General features: G+C 42.2%; 8 protein-coding genes. 6 read left to right on the forward strand and 2 right to left on the reverse strand.

The window, feature by feature from the left end; all coding sequences use genetic code 11:
* Nucleotides 1–562: 562 nt before the first annotated feature.
* The gene (locus tag ABDD94_RS00690; protein WP_345954255.1) at nucleotides 563–952 is read left to right on the forward strand and encodes a hypothetical protein; all 390 of its coding nucleotides are present in this window, start codon (nucleotides 563–565) and stop codon (nucleotides 950–952) included.
* 236 nt (nucleotides 953–1,188) lie between these two features.
* Nucleotides 1,189–1,563: a hypothetical protein gene (locus ABDD94_RS00695; protein ID WP_345954256.1), complete on the forward strand. Its 375-nt coding sequence runs from the start codon at nucleotides 1,189–1,191 to the stop codon at nucleotides 1,561–1,563.
* Nucleotides 1,564–2,254: 691 nt separating this feature from the next.
* On the opposite strand, the gene ABDD94_RS00700 is transcribed toward ABDD94_RS00695, so the two are convergent.
* Both ABDD94_RS00700 and ABDD94_RS00705 read right to left on the reverse strand, forming a co-directional pair.
* Nucleotides 2,255–3,436 carry a glycoside hydrolase family 88 protein gene (locus ABDD94_RS00700; protein ID WP_345954257.1) on the reverse strand — a complete coding sequence of 394 codons (1,182 nt, stop codon included), beginning with the start codon at nucleotides 3,434–3,436 and terminating at the stop codon, nucleotides 2,255–2,257.
* A 1-nt stretch (nucleotide 3,437) separates the two neighbouring features.
* Nucleotides 3,438–5,396, reverse strand: a complete 1,959-nt coding sequence (locus tag ABDD94_RS00705) for a heparinase II/III family protein (protein ID WP_345954258.1) — start codon at nucleotides 5,394–5,396, stop codon at nucleotides 3,438–3,440.
* Nucleotides 5,397–5,846: 450 nt separating this feature from the next.
* Between ABDD94_RS00705 and ABDD94_RS00710 the strand changes: the two genes are divergently transcribed.
* The 4 genes from ABDD94_RS00710 (at nucleotide 5,847) to ABDD94_RS00725 (ending at nucleotide 17,861) form a co-directional block, all read left to right on the forward strand.
* Nucleotides 5,847–9,962, forward strand: a complete 4,116-nt coding sequence (locus tag ABDD94_RS00710; protein ID WP_345954259.1) for a two-component regulator propeller domain-containing protein — start codon at nucleotides 5,847–5,849, stop codon at nucleotides 9,960–9,962.
* 191 nt (nucleotides 9,963–10,153) lie between these two features.
* Nucleotides 10,154–12,535 (forward strand): glycoside hydrolase family 3 N-terminal domain-containing protein, encoded by a 2,382-nt coding sequence (locus ABDD94_RS00715; RefSeq protein WP_345954260.1) that lies wholly within the window; start codon nucleotides 10,154–10,156, stop codon nucleotides 12,533–12,535.
* A gap of 131 nt (nucleotides 12,536–12,666) precedes the next feature.
* Complete coding sequence (locus tag ABDD94_RS00720; RefSeq protein WP_345954261.1) at nucleotides 12,667–15,858, forward strand: TonB-dependent receptor; 3,192 nt, start codon at nucleotides 12,667–12,669, stop codon at nucleotides 15,856–15,858.
* Nucleotides 15,859–15,878: 20 nt separating this feature from the next.
* On the forward strand, nucleotides 15,879–17,861 hold the full coding sequence (locus ABDD94_RS00725; protein WP_345954262.1) for a RagB/SusD family nutrient uptake outer membrane protein: 1,983 nt from the start codon (nucleotides 15,879–15,881) through the stop codon (nucleotides 17,859–17,861).
* The last annotated feature ends 6 nt before the right edge of the window (nucleotides 17,862–17,867 follow it).

Consider the following 17,867-nt stretch of genomic DNA (forward strand, 5'->3'; position numbering starts at 1 on the left):
GCTTACAACAGGGAATGCTTTTATTCTTTTCTATTGCTTTGATTTAGACAATTTTGCAAATCACTAGATAAATCAACAGAGAACATATCATCTATTCCTTTTACGGCTTTATCCAACACGCAAAGGCAAGATTACTTTCAAGCAAATAGATAAGCGCAGCTTGTGGTGTTGGAGCGAGAAAATCATCATGGTTATACAAAGCCTCTGTGCTACCAAGCCGACATATTTGTGTAGTAGAAGGGCATTTGCATATACTAGAAATTTGTTAATTTATAGTTATAGTTTCTGCTATTTCCTCCAACATCGAATATGCTTTCCGGCGAATGGCTTGCCACCAGTAAACGAAATAAATAAACAAAATAATTAAAACTAAAAAAGCAAATTTGTTAACTGCACACCCTAAGTATACTATCCAGGAAAACAAATATCGTATAGTCCGCTTCCTTCTACAAATGAAGCCTCTGATGAAAATCAGAGGCTTTTCTTTTTTAAGACATTTGTTAATAGTATGACGAAATGTCTTAAGCTAAATAACTTAAACTTATTTTCTTATGTTTAACAAATGAAAACCTTATTAATCTTTATCGCAATATCAATTGTTTTGTGTAGTTGTGACGCATTAGATCAATCTAATACAGGGAAAGCTCATTCGCTTGTTAACAATTATATGAAAGGTCATTTTAGTAGTGATTCATACGAAAAGGAAAGCTCATTTGGACCAGATTCAGTATTTATCAGTTTAGATTCACTCGCAGTTGGGGAGGCACTTAGGTCATTAAGTCAAGAGTCATATGAAGATTATATTAAAAATATTAAAATCCGCAAATTTTCAGGATATAAACTTGACTACTCATTCAAACAAAAAAACGCGGATGGTGAATTAGTGCCTCATAGCTGGACTTTTTATTTTAATAAGCCTTTAACAAGCATACATCATATTAGTAAAGATTAAGCTTGATTATTTTGCCATGCTCCCGCTACTCAGGAAGCCTCTGATGAAAATCAGGGGCTTCTTATTGTAACTAAATCCTTTTTCATAAAAAGTTGTACTTGATTAATCTCAAAATGAAAAAAAATATTATTGTATATAATTTTATTACTTGTTTTAAGCTCCTGCGATAACATAGAACAGGACACCGTTGAAGAAAGCACTACTTCTAATGGAAATATGAGGAAGTAGAAGATGCTATGTCTTCTTCAAAAACTTATTATGCTACTCTTGAAGCTGAGGAGCCATTTTATTTCAGTTATGCCAACTATACACGTGTATATCCTGAATTGCAGATCAGAAATAATGGCGATGTTAATGAAGTAATGGTTTCAGTAGCTTTTCCAATACCGACAGCAAGTGGAGCTTTCTATATAGCAGATGATCATGATTTAACAGTCCGTGTAAGATTTGATAAAGAGGAACCTCAAGTGTTTACTTGTTCACCAACAACTGATGGGAATAATGATACAATGTTTATTGACTCTGCAAATGCATTTATATCCAAACTAAAGTCGGCAGACACAGCGTTAGTTGAATGTGTTCTAACGGTTACTCCTCCCAAAAAATATTGAGAAAACGAGCGCTAATACATTTCATGAAGCGCGGCCCGATCCACATACGTGTTTGACTTTCGCGTAAGTGAACTTAAATGGAACTACAAATAAGGTATTTATTCGCCTTAACGCAATTTAATTAAGTCCTGCTGCCGTTACCTGAGGATAAAGCAGTTACAATAACAAGTAACTGCCTTTCTTTTTCTGTTGAACAATGTTTAAACAAGACGGAAAATAACGATGTGGCCAAGACAGCCTGACGTTACACCGTGTAACGCCTTTTATGTATTAAAAATACGACAATAAAAGATAATAAGGCAATATCTATATCTTGGTTATTGAACGTTTTGCGGCACGCAAAACGAGCCGTTATCAATTTAATAGCTTTATAACTTTTTCAAATAGCTTTCAAGATCATGGCAGTCTGACTAAGAACCTATACCCAAGCTAATGTTTCGTCTCTCTTTTTAATTATTACAGTCAATTTGTTTTTTACCCGTTTTGCTTTCATACATCAAGTGTTTTACTTGATGTAAAACTGTGCATCGCCAAAGTGGAGTAACCAGGTTACAAATTAAATTAGCTTTTTCGATTGCCTCGCGTAGGCTATTAACATCGGGTTCAACTTTACTTGCTGCATCCTTATTGTCTTTAAAATACGCCCGCACGTCTTCAATCGTGAGCTTGACGAACAGCGTTATACAAAGATTTATTTGCTCTTCAATTTGACCATCTCTGTCCCTGCTAGCAGGAAAGCACCTACACCGTAATATTCGGTATCGTCGGAGGTCACTTTTTCTGGGGATACTCCCTGTGGCTGTACGTAGCCAAGTTTGCCGTCGGGATGTACACAGGCAACAAGTGACTGCCAAGCTTTAACTGCTACGGGATAATATTTGTCATGAGGTAGAATGTGATGATTGATTCCCCAAGCCAGAGCATAACAGAAAAAGGCAGTTCCGCTGGTCTCCTTTACCGGATAACTTTCGGGATCCAGCAGGCTCGCATGCCATGTACCATCCGGCTGTTGCAATCCAGCAATTCGCTCGGCCATCTCCTTGAACTGTTTGATGAAACGGGCTCTGTCAGGATGCCTTGCAGGCATAACGGATAGCACGTTTGCTATGCCTCCTAATACCCAGCCGTTCCCCCTGCTCCAAAAGACAGGTTTCCCATTTTTCTCTTTTTGGGTAAAGTATCGGCTATCTCTAAAGAAAAGATGTTCTTCATTGCTGTACAGGTAGTCACTTGTTTTCCACCACAATCGGCTGGCGAGATTCAGATATTTTTTGTCCTTAGTAGCATCTGACAAGTAAGCTAGAGCAGGTGGCGCCATAAATAGAGCGTCACACCAAGCCCATTCCCGCAAATAAATACTGTTCACCCAAAGCAATGGTTCTGTGTGAGGAATAATGGCTAAGGTATCAGCTAATGACCTGAAATCGGCAATATAGTCTGGGTTTTTGAATTTTTTGTACAATAGCGAATACATTTGTCCGACACAATAATCGTCGGCAAAGCGACGTCGAGGACCGATTTTCCATTGATTTAATTCACCCACCTGCACCAATTTATTCCAATATTTCTTATCCGGTGCAATTTTAGCCCAAGCGACCATTCCGGTAAACATTGCACCGCTTGTCCAATCTTTGGGAGGATTTTTCCAGCCATGAACTTCTATATCTCTCCATTGCCAGTCAGCAACGCGTTGCATGATGTTTTTTATACTGTCTTTAGAAAGTGGCCCAACACTTTCTTTTGCAAATGAAATAGTAGTACTCCATAACAGAACAAGTGTTAGAAAAAAGCGAAAAGAACGTTTAAAATATATAGTCATGCTAACTTTTAAATAATTGGTTTTTTGATGATGGAAGTTGTTATGCATACTCATGTTAAAGTGATGTAATTGGCTTGAAAGTGACCGTGATGGAGCCAGATTCCGAAGGGTCCAGCACAATTCCTATACGGGTGAATGATGGTGAATTTTCTTCGATTTTTTCGGATGTGATGTGAAAGCCTTTTGGGGTCTTGATGATGGCTACCATCTTTTCTTTTTCACCATCGAACTCAATGCTGTCAGGTCCGGTTTGACGCCATCCGGCCCGCGTGATCAATACGAACTCGAAGTTTGCTTTAGCTTTGAACTGAAAGTCGTCCTTTACCGTCAAAGAACTCAAATCTTGTCGGTCGTACAGAAATGTTCGCTTTAATTGAGTAAGGTTAGGCACCTTGTATGCTGAAGATATATCCATGGTGAATTCATCTCGCTGATCCGTAAAGTTTGCTTTTGAGATGACAGCTTGGGCTGCAGCTCCAGCTTGCTGGTCCTTTCCAGCAACTAAAGGAACAGGGTGCCCGTATGACCCAATGGATTTAAAAGTATAGCGTTCAGGTCCAAATGTTTTAGCTGAGTAAACGAAGGGGCCGCCAGGATCTCCCATGAGCATCTCATTACCCACAACTACGCTAAACGATCCTACATCGTTGTGATTGTGGATTTCATTATTGTTGCCGCCTTTGAGGGCGGCTCCCATTTTGCCACGAGTGCCAGGAAGCGGTCTAACGATCAACACGCCAGCCTCCTTGAAATAAGACCTCAAGCCAGGCGATAGTGATGAATTTACCGCCTTAATCTGACTTTCGGAAGCTGAGTTTGGGAAAACCTGCATGATATCTTCAATTAGGTCAGCCGTTTGCCCTTTAAAGCTTAAAGTGTCATATTTTGTTAATCCAAGTCCCAGAGTGCGGCTGCAGTACCACAATATATTCGCAGGAGCCTTAAGCCCAACATGGCAATCAGCAATATAGGGATAAACATCGTTGATAATTTCTAAGTTAGGCGCATAAGCGGCAATCCGTTTGATTTTCGGATTTGCAAACAAGTCAATATGCCCGTTAGTTGCTTTGAAAACACTCTCACGCAGAAGTATATAGTGTCCAAATCCGTATGCGTAATACCCGAGACCTTCTGTACAATAACCTTCATCTGTAAATCCAGCTATACTATTTTTCGAGTAACGTTCTGCGATGGCGACAAATTTTGCGCGTTCTTTAGGTTCTGGAATTAGTGCCAATGCAGCGCCGGTAACGCCCGCCAGGCAAACGGAATTCCAGTTGTTGGTCCAGGTGAGCCAGTAATGGTAATTGTTTCCCGTTCTTAAAGAGGTCAGCACTGGTTCAAAAATATGCTTGTTCATTTGAACAAGGACTTCCTTACGCAACGATGGCGGTATTTTGTCATCGAGTAGATATAAGGCTTGTGCAATGTTTTGCGCAAGAACGGATGCCCCTAAATCCACCGTGTAATAGCGACCCTCAATGTTTTGTTTGGTTTTGTCATGTGCCGGCAGCGACCAAGATTTTTGGTGGATTAATTCGGTTAACACCATCTGGATAGTGCCAGTGAACCGCCCTTTATTTTCCAAGCATTCTGCCCAAACCAATGGTATTAGCCAGCTTGACCTAGCGCTCATCATCCGTTCACCTTCGGTGCGTGTACCTTTCGTGAAGTACATTAAATATCGTTCATCATTCCACGCGGGGAACGGTTTGCCTAACAGCGAAACTGCTTTTTCAAGAACTCTAGTATAAGCAGGATCTTGATAGAGTTTATTCCAAACTGTACGGTTGTGATAGTTTTCACCTAAACCTTGAGGTGCGGGCGGAAGCAGCTCTGCTATTTGCGTAACCCGTTTCATGTCTAGCGGTATGAGAGGAGCCACTGTTTTCAACACATCCATAGAATCCCGAACTCCACCCGATAAATTTTTGGCTTGTGCTACTCCTAAAGACAGGGACGTGACAAGAGCAATAAATATTTTTTTGTTCTTCATAATAATTTCTGCACTCATGCTGTCTACATAGCAGTAATCCTAGTTTGAGGTAGAACGACTGGTAATGAAATTTTCTCTTCAACTATTTTATTACAAAGGTTTTCACCAGCAATAAACCCTACATCAAAAATTGTGAGGACATGAATTGGTCTGTAAAGCCCACCTCGTAATGATCACGTGATGAGTTAAAGTCCAAAACTACCGGCATTTTTATAGCTCTTGAGGGTAATTTTCGGTTATTTCAGGGGTAATAATTAGTCTTTAGTGTGTTATCCCTAAATAATATTGTAGATACTTGCTTCATTTGTATTCCGATTATAAACAATTTCTTTGCAAGGATACGTCAAGAGTAGCTGCTTACACTTGCCTGTTGCCAAGTGGTAGCATGAAGTGTAATGCCCTTTCTTTTAGGCACCTAACGATTGACATTTTCTGCAAAAAAAAGTTACATTTAGGATTTAATAGACGATGAGGAAGTTTTGGTGCGTGATTTTGTTGTTGTTAGCCTGTTCAGCAGCTTATCCTCAGCTTTCTTTTGATCACCTGACCGTAGCTAACGGACTATCGCAAAGTTCGGTGATCTCGATATGCAAGGATAGTAGAGGTTATATGTGGTTCGGGACCCGCGATCGCCTAAACCGCTATGACGCGCGTTCGATTAAAACCTTTAACCACGATTACAAAGATCCAGGCAGCATCAGCTGCAGTGATTATGTGTTCTCAATTATTGAAGACAGCAAAAAGAACCTTTGGGTTGGCACCGTTAAAGGGCTAAACCGGTACCGGCCCGAGAATAATTCCTTTGAACATTTTCTGCACAATCCAGCAAAAAAGCATTCTATCAGTGATGATAATGTTTACTGTATCTACAACGATCGAAAAGGTAGAATATGGATTGGGACGAACAACGGCTTGAATCTCTTGGCAAACTCCGCCTCTCGAGAATTCATGCACTTCTTCAAAGCGAAGATGGGTCAACCCGGCTTGTCCAGTAATCAGGTATATGCCATCTATGAAGATTATGCCGGTAATATATGGGTAGGTGGCAGCAACGGTCTAACCAAAATTTCGTACGCAAAAGGGAAGTACCAGTATTTAGTTTTTCCTAGTACGGGTAATGATCCCGACAGCCTTCATGGTAATGCCGTGAGGACGATAACTGAAGACCGCCAGCACCGCCTCTGGTTCGGCACGGAAACCGGGGGGCTGAACCTTTATAACCCGGAAACTGCTTCTTTTACGCACTTCAAACATGATCCGCTAAATCAAAACAGCTTGAGTCACAATGACGTAAGGAAAATTATACTAGACAAAACTGGTCAGCTTTGGGTCGGCACAATTAACGGACTTAATATCCTGAATCCCGAAACGCAAACGTTCGTGCGTTATGAGCATGATGCAGAAAATCGTAGGAGTTTAAGTGATAATTCTATAAAAGATATTTACCAGGACCAAAATGGCAGTATCTGGATTGGTACTACCTATGGTGGTGTAAATGTGGTTCATCCGGACAATATACCTTTCAAGGTTTATCAAGCCAATAAATTCAAAAATAGCATTAGTGGCAATATCATAAGTGCTATAATTGCCGGCCCGAAAGGAAACTTATGGATTGGAACAGAGGGTTACGGCCTAAACCAGTTTAACACTGTCTCTGGCGAATTCAAACATTACAAAAACCAGTCTGCCAACAAGCAAAGCTTATCGACAAATTTTGTGAAAGCAGTATACCGCGATAGCAAGGATAACCTTTGGGTAGGTTTGCATCAGGGCGGTCTGGAACTGTTTCAGCCGGCAGGGGAGAATTTTAAGCACTTCCGGCACGATCCCAATAATGCTGCATCTATAAGCAGCGATATTGTCAGCAGTTTACTTGAAGACAGTCGGGGGCGCTTTTGGGTCGGCACCTCAAACGGGTTGAATATATTAGATCAGCAGTCTCAAAGGTTCAGAACGTACTTGTCGGATCCGGTTAAACCATTCAGGCTGACAAAAGAAAGTGTTCGATGTATTTATGAAGATTCTAAACATAATATTTGGGTTGGTACAACCGTAGGATTAAATCTGCTTAGACCAACGTCTGCTTCGTTTAAATGGTTCATGGCCAATGAACGTAATCCAAACAGTTTAAAGGTCGGGTACATCAATTGCATAAAGGAAGATAGCCAGGGAAACGTCTGGGTAGGCTCTTTTCACGGTGGCCTGAGCCGTTATATTCCTTCCAAAGGGGCTTTCATAACTTACGGCATTTCACAGGGGCTGCCGAGCGATAATGTATTGAATATACAACAGGGCGATGCCAATACGCTATGGATCAGTACCGACAATGGCTTAGTTAGTTTTGACTTACGCTCATATAAATCCAAGAGCTTTACGGTAAAAGATGGCTTGCCGACAAATGAATTTAACTATAACTCTTCGTTCAAAGATGAAAGGGGTAACCTGTTTTTTGGTACCTATAACGGCCTAGTTAGCTTTAATCCCCGAGAAATAAAATCCAACGAGATTGAGCCGGTTGTTCAGCTATCGGGATTGAAGCTGTTCAACGAACCCGTAGCGATCGGTGACAAAACTGGTCTTCTTCACCAAGATATAAGTCTAACTAAAGAAATTACTTTTAACCACAACCAGAACGTATTCAGTATCGACTTCACTTCTCTCAATTTTGACAAGCCCGACCGTAACCGATTCATGTTTAAATTGGATGGTTTTGAAAAAAAATGGAATTATGTTAGTGTGCCTACAGCAACTTACACAAATCTGCCAGCTGGAGAATATGACTTCTTGCTTCGTGGCAGCAACAATGATGGTGTTTGGAGCAAAACTATTAAGAAGCTGCACATACGTATATTACCACCATTTTGGCTAACATGGTGGGCTTACCTGGCTTACCTCATTATTTTTGGTGTTACACTTTATCTAGTAATAAGATTTTTTCGCCGGCAAGCACGCCTGGAACGTGACTTGTATTATGAACATCTGAATTACGAGCGGCAACAGGAAGTACATCAGTTAAAATTGGACTTCTTTACAAAGATTTCTCACGAAATACGAACTCCACTTTCATTGATCCTAGCTCCTGTAGAAAGTTTACTCGAGGCAGAAAAGGGAAATATAGTTCTTCGTCAGCATTTACAATATGTAAAGCAGAACGCAAACCGACTGATGCGGCTGGTGAACGAGTTATTAGACTTTAGGAAAGCAGAAAACGGGTTTTTAAAGCTCCGGGTAGCAGAGCAGGATATTTCAGCTTTCTGCAAAGATATTTTTGAGTCTTTTGCTGGTCTGGCTGCCTCCAGAAATATTACTTATTTATTTGAAGCAGATGAGCATTCTATACCATTGTATTTCGACGCTTCCCAATTGGAAAAGGTACTTTTCAATATCTTGTCTAACGCTTTTAAATTTACGCCTGATAACGGTACCGTCCTTGTTGCTTTAAAAACGGGATCTAGTAATGTAGAAATCCACATAACTGATAATGGACCCGGTATTAGTAAAGAGGGGCAGGAACATATTTTTGAAAATTTTTACCAGGATAAAGGCGCAGCCGACGCATCAGGCTGGGGTATAGGATTGGCGCTGGCAAAAAATATTGTTGACTTGCATAAAGGTGAGATTACTGTCGATAGTGTACAAGCTACAGAAAAGCATAGCGGTACAACTACCTTCAAGGTTATTCTTGCTCGCGGATTCTCCCACTTTTCAGCAGACCAGTTTGCCAAGTCTTTGAATTCATTGAAAATCGAAAACGAGGAAATCCTGAGTCCGGTTAGCCTTCCTACACTGGGCCATGAACCCGAATTGCAAGTTGAAAAGCCTGTGCTGTTGCTTGTTGAGGATAATCAGGAAGTCCGCGATTTCTTAAAAGTTACTTTATGCCGTGACTATCAAATACATGAAAGTGAAAATGGTAAGGAAGGCTGGGAGGCTGCGCTTAAAACAATACCTGATCTTGTCATTAGTGATGTAGCTATGCCCATTATGGACGGCTATGCCTTATGTGGGAATATAAAAGCGGATGAACGTACCAATCACATTCCGGTTATTCTTTTAACCGCCAAAGCCGATCAAAACAACCAGCTAGACGGCTTAAAGAGGGGAGCAGATGTATACATTACGAAGCCATTCAGCGTCAATATCCTGCAGCAGCATATTCGTAATTTACTGTCGGTGAGGCAGGCCATGCGCCAGAAATTTTCGCAACAGATGTTGCTGATGCCAACTAGCCGTGTGATTGATTCACCGGATGAAACTTTCTTAAATAAATTAATGCGAATTACCGAGTCACATCTTGAAAACCCAGACTTTGATGTTGCGATGCTTGTTGATAAGGCTGGCATGAGTCAAACTGTATTATACCGTAAAATTAAGGCTCTTTCCGGAATGGCAATCTCTGATTTTATCAAATCGGTAAGGTTAAAGCAAGCTGCCGCCTTGCTTGTGCAAAATAAATTGACGATCGCAGAAGTTGCTTATGCAGTCGGCTTTAATGATCGGAAGTATTTTAGTAAGGAATTTAAAAAGCAGTTTGGCAAGTCTCCATCTGATTATGTAGCCCAAGTGCTTACCCACGAGGTTTAAGTTGATTTTTAACCCTCCTTTTCTTATTTCTTAACATAGCCGATTCCTTACCCCTATTTCGGCGGCATTTTACCCTCTAAAAAAGTGTATTGCATCCCATCTTCGTCTTTGCCGGAACGCATCGACAGTTTGATCTTGCATGCATGTACGGCGCATGAAAACCAAAACTGATTATATTCAAAACTATTTATATGACCCGTACTCTACTACGTGTAATTTTATTATTCCTCTTATTTACCTCTATTGCTTTCCGACCTAAGCCTAACATTTATAAAAAAGGTTGGATTGACCTGAATAAAAACGGCAAAAAAGATTTGTACGAAGATTCAGAGCAACCGATTGAGCAGCGCCTTGATAACCTCATAGCGCAAATGAATCTAAACGAAAAAACTTGCCAAATGGCCACCCTGTATGGATACGATCGTATCTTAAAGGATTCTCTTCCTACACCAGCATGGAAAGAGAAAATCTGGAAAGATGGTATTGCCAATATTGATGAACACCTGAATGGTTTTGTTAATTGGGATAAAATCTCCTCCAGCCCTTATGTAACAGATATCGAAAAACATGTATGGGCGATGAACGAAGCACAACGGTTTTTTATTGAACAAACCAGGTTAGGCATTCCGGCGGACTTCACAGACGAAGGCATAAGAGGTGTAGAAGCTTACCAGGCTACCGCTTTCCCTACACAACTGAATATGGGAATGACATGGGATAAAGAACTTGTTCGGCAGGAAGGATTGATTACCGGAATGGAAGCACGAGCACTGGGTTATACCAATGTTTATGCGCCTATTCTGGATGTGGCGCGCGATCAGCGCTGGGGGCGCTTGGAGGAAGTATTTGGTGAGGATCCGTACTTGGTTGCACGTCTAGGTGTAGAAATGGCAACCGGGATGCAACACAATAACCAAATAGCTGCTACAGCTAAACATTTTGCCGTTTACAGTGCCAATAAAGGAGCTAGAGAAGGATTGGCACGAACTGACCCACAGATTGCGCCTCGTGAAGTTGAAAACATTTTGCTTTACCCGTTTAAAAAAGTAATCAAGGAAGCTGGAATAATGGGAGTCATGAGCTCTTATAACGATTACGATGGCATACCTGTGTCGGGAAGTAGTTATTGGCTTATTCAGCGATTAAGGCAAGAAATGGGCTTCAAAGGTTATGTGGTCAGTGACAGTGATGCTCTGGAGTATTTGTATCGTAAACACCATGTTGCTGCTAATCTTAAAGAAGCCGTTTATCAAGCATTTATGGCAGGAATGAACGTGCGGACGACTTTCAAAGAGCCTGACAGTATCATACTCTATGCCCGTGAATTAGTGAAAGAAGGACGCCTTCCTATAGATACGCTGAATAGCAGGGTACGGGATGTATTACGCGTCAAGTTCAAGCTGGGTTTATTTGACCACCCATATGTGTTAAACGCAAAAGCTTCTGCTCTTCTTGTCAATAGTAAAGGCAACCAGGCTGTTGCTTTAAGAGCATCTAAAGAAAGCATTGTCCTCCTAAAGAACCGCAACCGGGTACTTCCATTGGCTAAACAGCAAAAAGTTGCAGTAATTGGTCCAAACGCGGCTAATGATGCCTATGCGCACGGCCACTACGGTCCCCTTAAGTCAGAAAGTACAAATATTCTGCAAGGAATTATTGCTAAAATAGGCAGGGCTAATGTTTCTTACGCTCAAGGCTGTACCTTGGTGGACAAGCACTGGCCCGAAAGTGAGATCATGCCGGTAGACCCAACAGCTGCTGAACAGGCCGCCATAGATAGCGCCGTTCAAGTGGCCCGTCAGGCTGATGTTGCCGTTGTTGCATTGGGTGGCAATACTTTAACTGCCGGTGAAAATAAAAGTCGAACCAGTCTGGATCTACCCGGATTTCAGTTGCGATTGGTCAAAGCTATCAAAGCGTCAGGCAAGCCGGTTGTAGTGGTATTGATTGGTTCTCAGCCGATGACAATCAATTGGATTGACCAACAGATTGACGGAATAATATATGCTGGATACCCCGGCGCTCAGGGAGGTGCCGCTATCGCAGATGTATTATTCGGAGACTACAACCCAGGCGGCAAGCTTACGCTAACCTTTCCTAAATCTGTAGGACAGCTGCCCTTAAATTTTCCTGCTAAACCTAATTCTCAAACTGATGAAGGAGAATTGGCTAAAGTTAAAGGCTTACTGTACCCGTTTGGCTTTGGCTTGAGCTATACCTCATTTGTATATAAAGACCTGAAATTAACAAATAACCTGCGTGGCGACGAAGGGCAGGTAACTGTTTCGTTTACAATTACCAACAATGGCAAAGTGAGCGGCGACGAGATACCGCAGTTGTACATACGCGACTTGTTGAGTTCGGTTACAACTTACGAGAAAGTACTTCGGGGCTTTGACCGGATTACGCTTAAGCCGGGAGAAAGCAAGCCGGTTAGTTTTTCCCTTGTTGCAGATGATCTCAAACTTTTCAACCGAGAAATGAAATATGTGCTTGAACCCGGGGACTTCAAGGTTATGGTCGGCAGTTCTTCTCAGGATATTCGACTGGAAGGAAAGTTCACGATCCAATAGCTAACATAAAAATCATTCATAAAGCTATAACCAGCCATTTTTAACAACATAGTATTAGTTGCGCCAATAACCAATAAATAACCAACAATTATGAACATGACGAATGCTCCAGTAAACCAATTTAAACCATTATGAAAAAAATTCTACATTCTCATATTGATGCCTACCGACGGGGCAGTTGTTTAAGATTCCTTGTCTTCTTCCTCTTGCTCAATTCCGGTTTCTATAGTGCATTTGCACAGGTTCGGAAGATTTCGGGCGCTGTGACAGGCGCTAAAGGCGAACCTTTAACAGGGGTTACAGTGAAAGTTAAGAACGGACCAGCCGGTACAGTCACCGATGTACAAGGTAGGTTCACGATCAATGTGCCAAATCCACAAGCTACATTGGTTTTCAGTTACATCGGTTTTGTAACACAAGAACAAGCTATTGGTAACCGCGAACAGATCACAGTTGCCTTAGTGGAACAAAAGTCTGACCTGAATGAAGTTGTTGTCATCGGCTACGGAACGGCCCGGAAAAAGGATTTGACAGGGTCAGTTGGACAAGTTCCCGTTACTGACATGACCAAAGCACCTGTCCGGTCAATTGATGAATCGCTTGCTGGACGTGTGGCCGGTGTGCAAATTAACTCTAGTGATGGTCAGCCCGGCTCGCAAGCGAATATCGTAATTCGTGGCCCTAATTCCATCACTCAGGATAATTCGCCTTTATATGTGGTTGACGGTTTTCCAATTGAGGGGTTCAACCTGAATACCTTTAACCCACAGGATATCCAATCAATTGAAGTACTTAAAGATGCGTCTTCAACAGCAATCTATGGAGCTCGTGGTGCTAATGGCGTCGTTATCATCAACACTAAAAAAGGTGTTACCGGTACGCCTAAAATTAACTTCACTACAACTCAAAGCTACAATGCCAACATCAAAAGGATGAAGTTAATGAATGCCTACGATTTCCTGTCCTACAACCTGGAACGTGACGGTACTTTAGGCAATGCTTTGAACCCGACACCCACCTACATTTATCTGACTCAGCCGAACAGGACTCTTGCAGATTACAGAAATTATGAATCTACGGACTGGCAGTCGCCATTTTTCAAAACAGGCAGATTAAGTAATTACTCCCTAGCTTTACGAGGCGGAACGGCGCAAACCTTGTATTCTGTTTCCGGCTCTATTGATGATCAAACCGGGACGATCATCGCAACCGGTTATCAGCGCTATCAGGGTCGGGTTACCCTCGATCAGACGGTCAACTCTAAACTAAAGGTCGGGATCAACGCCAATTACGCCCGTTTGAAGCAGTATGGTAATGCCGCCTCGACCTCTACCAACAGTGGGACTACGAATATTCTATACAGTGTTTGGGGATATAGTCCCTTAAGTACTTTCACGGAGGATGATAGCTTAGACCCTACAACTAATACATCTAATGATTATAAGTTCAACCCCGTGTTGAATCAAATGAACCTTGTTCGTGATGTATATACTAATAATCTAAACGTAAATACGTATTTAACTTACAACATCACCCCGGAACTGGTGTTTAAGGCCACTGGTGTGATCAACAATACGGTTACAGAGAACGAAAATTTTAACAACACACGTACTTACTATGGTAGCCCAACCAGTAACGCTGGTTTGACCAATGGCGTGAACGGGTCTGTCATGACTACGAAAGTGAATAATTGGGCGAACGAAAATACACTTACTTACAATAAGACATTCGCCCAATCCCATAACCTGAATGTCCTGGTTGGGTTTACACAGCAGGGGAACACGTCTAGTGTAAGGGGATTTGGCGCCAATTTTTTGCCGAACGAATCTTTAGGCGTTAGCGGATTGGATGAAGGAACGTTGGCTCCTGCCTCAACACGTGCCAGCAGTTCTCTCTGGAATGCTGCTTCCTTTTTGGGACGTGTTGCCTACAATTACAAGTCTAAGTACTATTTCACAGGATCTTACAGGGCGGATGGCTCTTCCAAGTTTAGTAGTAATAATCATTGGAGCTATTTCCCGTCCGGTGCATTAGCCTGGCGTTTTACCGAAGAAGGATTTTTTAAAAATAAGAATATTCTTACTGACGGTAAGATCAGAGCAAGTTACGGTAGAACAGGCAACAACAGGGTTGGCGACTTCTCTTACCTGGCCAGATATGCCGTTCAACCGGGATCCAGCTATGTTTTCAATAACGCCTATGTGCCTATTATTGTGCCTTTAACGATTGCCAACCCGGATCTAAAATGGGAGACCACAGATCAGTATGACGCCGGTTTAGATTTAGCCTTTTTAAAAAGTCGCGTTAACCTGACTGTGGATATTTACCGCAAAAAAACGTCTAACCTGCTCCTAAATGCTACCCTGCCTGCTTCGTCCGGATACGGCAGTGCAATTGAAAACATTGGCAGCGTTCAAAACCAAGGTTTAGAAATTACGCTGAATACCGTTAACATCAGTAACCAAAATTTTCAATGGAGCTCAAGCTTTAATATATCTTTTAATCAAAACAAGATATTATCCTTGGCTAACAACCAACAGACTTTATTAACCGGTATTTCTTGGGATAACAACTGGTCTGGAATCCCAGCTTACATTGCCAAGATTGGCCAGCCACTAGGGTTGATGTATGGTTATGTATGGGACGGAAACTATCAGTACAGTGACTTTACAAAGACGTCAACTGATACCTACCTGCTTAGAGATAATGTACCGTCTAACGGCAATGCCCGCTCCTCTATACAGCCAGGCGACATCAAATACAAGGATATCAATGGAGATGGTGTCGTAAATACCGCTGACTATACAATTATCGGTCATTCCCTGCCGGTGCATATTGGAGGTTTCAATAACAACTTTGTATATAAGAACTTTGATCTAAACGTCTTTTTTCAATGGTCTTACGGCAATCAGCTGCAAAATACCAGCCGTATGGTTTTTGAAGGAAATGCGCTTAATAAGACCTTCTTGGAACAATTTGACAGCTACACAGATCATTGGATGCCAAACAATACAGCTTCTGCAAATTACCGTGTCAATGGCTTCTTTGGCGGTGGATATTCAACAAGAACAATTGAAGACGGCTCATACCTTCGGCTAAAAACCGTTCAGTTCGGGTATAACCTTCCTAAAAAGTGGCTCGATAAGGTTAAAATAACCTCGCTGCGCATCTATGTTTCAGGGCAAAACCTTTATACATGGACCAAGTACACAGGTTTGGATCCAGAAGTAAGCACTTATAATTCAGCATTAACTGGTGGATTTGATTATAGTGCCTATCCGCGTCCACGGACTCTCGCCTTTGGTGCCAATGTTACTTTTTAAACCACAAAATAAACATGATTATGAAAAAGATTATCTGTCTCATATTAACCGTACTCTGTATGGGTGTGGTTTCCTGTAAGAAATTTTTAGATACGGTACCCACTGATCAACTGGTGCCGGATAATTATTATGATACCGAAGCTAAGTTAATCAACGCACTAGCAGGTGTTTATCAGCCGCTGAGCTCACCAGGCGTTTATGGCGATGCCCTTTTTGACGCCCTAGGTGCACCAACAGATGAAGGTTTTTATGCTCGTTCCGGGCAAACAACCGGAACAATGGTATACAACTTTGACTATGGTAACGCAGACCTCAGTAACTTTTGGAATACCCTGTTCAGAGGAGTAGAAAGAGCTAATCTCCTAATTAAGAATATCAATATTGCACAAATGGACGAGAGTAAGCGCCAGGTTATTTTGGGTGAAGCGCTGTTCCTTAGAGGCTATTATTATTATCTGTTGGTCACTTATTTTGGTGATGTTCCTCTTAAGACAGAACCAACGCCTTCAGTTTCTGGGGTCAATATTCCAAGAACGCCCTCGAAACAAGTTTATGACCAAATATTGGCAGATATGCAGGCTGCAGAAGCAAAGGTTAGCACAGCGACTGTTTTGGGCTCTCCAAGCCGGGTATCGAAAACTACAGTAGAAGGTATTCTCGCCAGAGTCTGCTTGCAAATGGCTGGTTATCCTTTGAACGATGAATCCAAATATGCCGAGGCATTGAAATGGGCAAAAATGGTACAAGCATCGGGTGAACATGCTTTGAATAAAAGCTATCGCCAGCTTTTCATCAACATGCACCAGGACTTGTATGATATTAAGGAGAGTATGTGGGAAATGGACTATAAGGGAACGGGTGCCGATGGTTCAGGTAATCAGAATCGCCTAGGAAATACGAATGGTATTGCCCTCTCGGCAAATTTTGACCAAGTGGGTTATAGTTATGGTTTTGTGAACACCACCGCCAAATTATTTAACTTATACCAACCAGGTGACCTCAGACGTGATTGGAATATTGCTCCATTCAGTTATAACACTACCACAAATCCGGTCAGCTACAATTATTTTACACCGGCGCAGATCTATAACCGGAATGCGAGTAAATGGCGGAGAGAATATGAGCTGTCTGCTGTAAAAGCAAAAAATTATACGCCAATTAATTTTCCGGTTCTACGCTATGCTGATGTTCTGCTTATGATCGCGGAAGCTGAAAACCATATTAACGGTCCGACGGCAGTTGCTTATGATGCCATTAATCAAGTGCGAAGGAGAGGGTTCGGCCTTGATCCCGCCACTGCAGGTGTAACGCAGAACGTGTTAAACACTGTGACTTTAGCCACCACAGGAAATACCGGCTATTTGACCACCAATGTGAATATCCCTGTTACGTTTACCGGGGGTGGTGGTACCGGAGCAACAGGTATGGCCGTTGTGGCTACCACCGGTAAGGTTACGGCTGTTGCTATTCTAAACCCGGGATCGGGTTATACTTCTGCACCAACCGTCAACATTGGTAACGCCTGGCAGCCCAATACAGCCTACACTACCGGAACCCAGGTTTATAATGGAAATAACCTCTATACAGTTACTACGTCAGGAACTTCTACGGCTATGGGCCCTACGCAAACAGCTGGTGCATCAACTGCTGCAACTACAGGTGCCGTATTTACTTACGCGGGCCAACGTGCAACGGCAACCGTGACCATTGCTTCATCTCCGGTAGACCTAGGCGGTCTAACAAAAGATCAATTTCAATTAGCGCTTCAGGATGAGCGGGCTCGGGAGCTCTGTTATGAAGCCCAACGGAAACCGGATTTGATCCGTTGGGGTATTTGGGTACAGACCATGAATAACGTGGCTGCGGAGATCCGGGCAAACGGAGGGTCTTTTGCATATGGCGCTTTAGCCGGCTCTAACATAACCAGCCGTAATCTGCTTTACCCAATTCCAGCTTCGGAGCTGACGGTAAATAATGCGGCTACTCAAAATCCAGGTTGGTAATTAATC

It is taken from the genome of Mucilaginibacter sp. PAMB04168, assembly GCF_039634365.2.
Classification (GTDB): domain Bacteria; phylum Bacteroidota; class Bacteroidia; order Sphingobacteriales; family Sphingobacteriaceae; genus Mucilaginibacter.

Coding starts and splice junctions, on each gene's coding strand:
- ABDD94_RS00690 (WP_345954255.1), top strand. CDS start 563: ATGAAAACCTTATTAATCTTTATCGCAATATCAATTGTTTTGTGTAGT.
- ABDD94_RS00695 (WP_345954256.1), top strand. CDS start 1,189: ATGTCTTCTTCAAAAACTTATTATGCTACTCTTGAAGCTGAGGAGCCA.
- ABDD94_RS00700 (WP_345954257.1), bottom strand. CDS start 3,436: ATGAGTATGCATAACAACTTCCATCATCAAAAAACCAATTATTTAAAA.
- ABDD94_RS00705 (WP_345954258.1), bottom strand. CDS start 5,396: ATGAGTGCAGAAATTATTATGAAGAACAAAAAAATATTTATTGCTCTT.
- ABDD94_RS00710 (WP_345954259.1), top strand. CDS start 5,847: ATGAGGAAGTTTTGGTGCGTGATTTTGTTGTTGTTAGCCTGTTCAGCA.
- ABDD94_RS00715 (WP_345954260.1), top strand. CDS start 10,154: ATGACCCGTACTCTACTACGTGTAATTTTATTATTCCTCTTATTTACC.
- ABDD94_RS00720 (WP_345954261.1), top strand. CDS start 12,667: ATGAAAAAAATTCTACATTCTCATATTGATGCCTACCGACGGGGCAGT.
- ABDD94_RS00725 (WP_345954262.1), top strand. CDS start 15,879: ATGAAAAAGATTATCTGTCTCATATTAACCGTACTCTGTATGGGTGTG.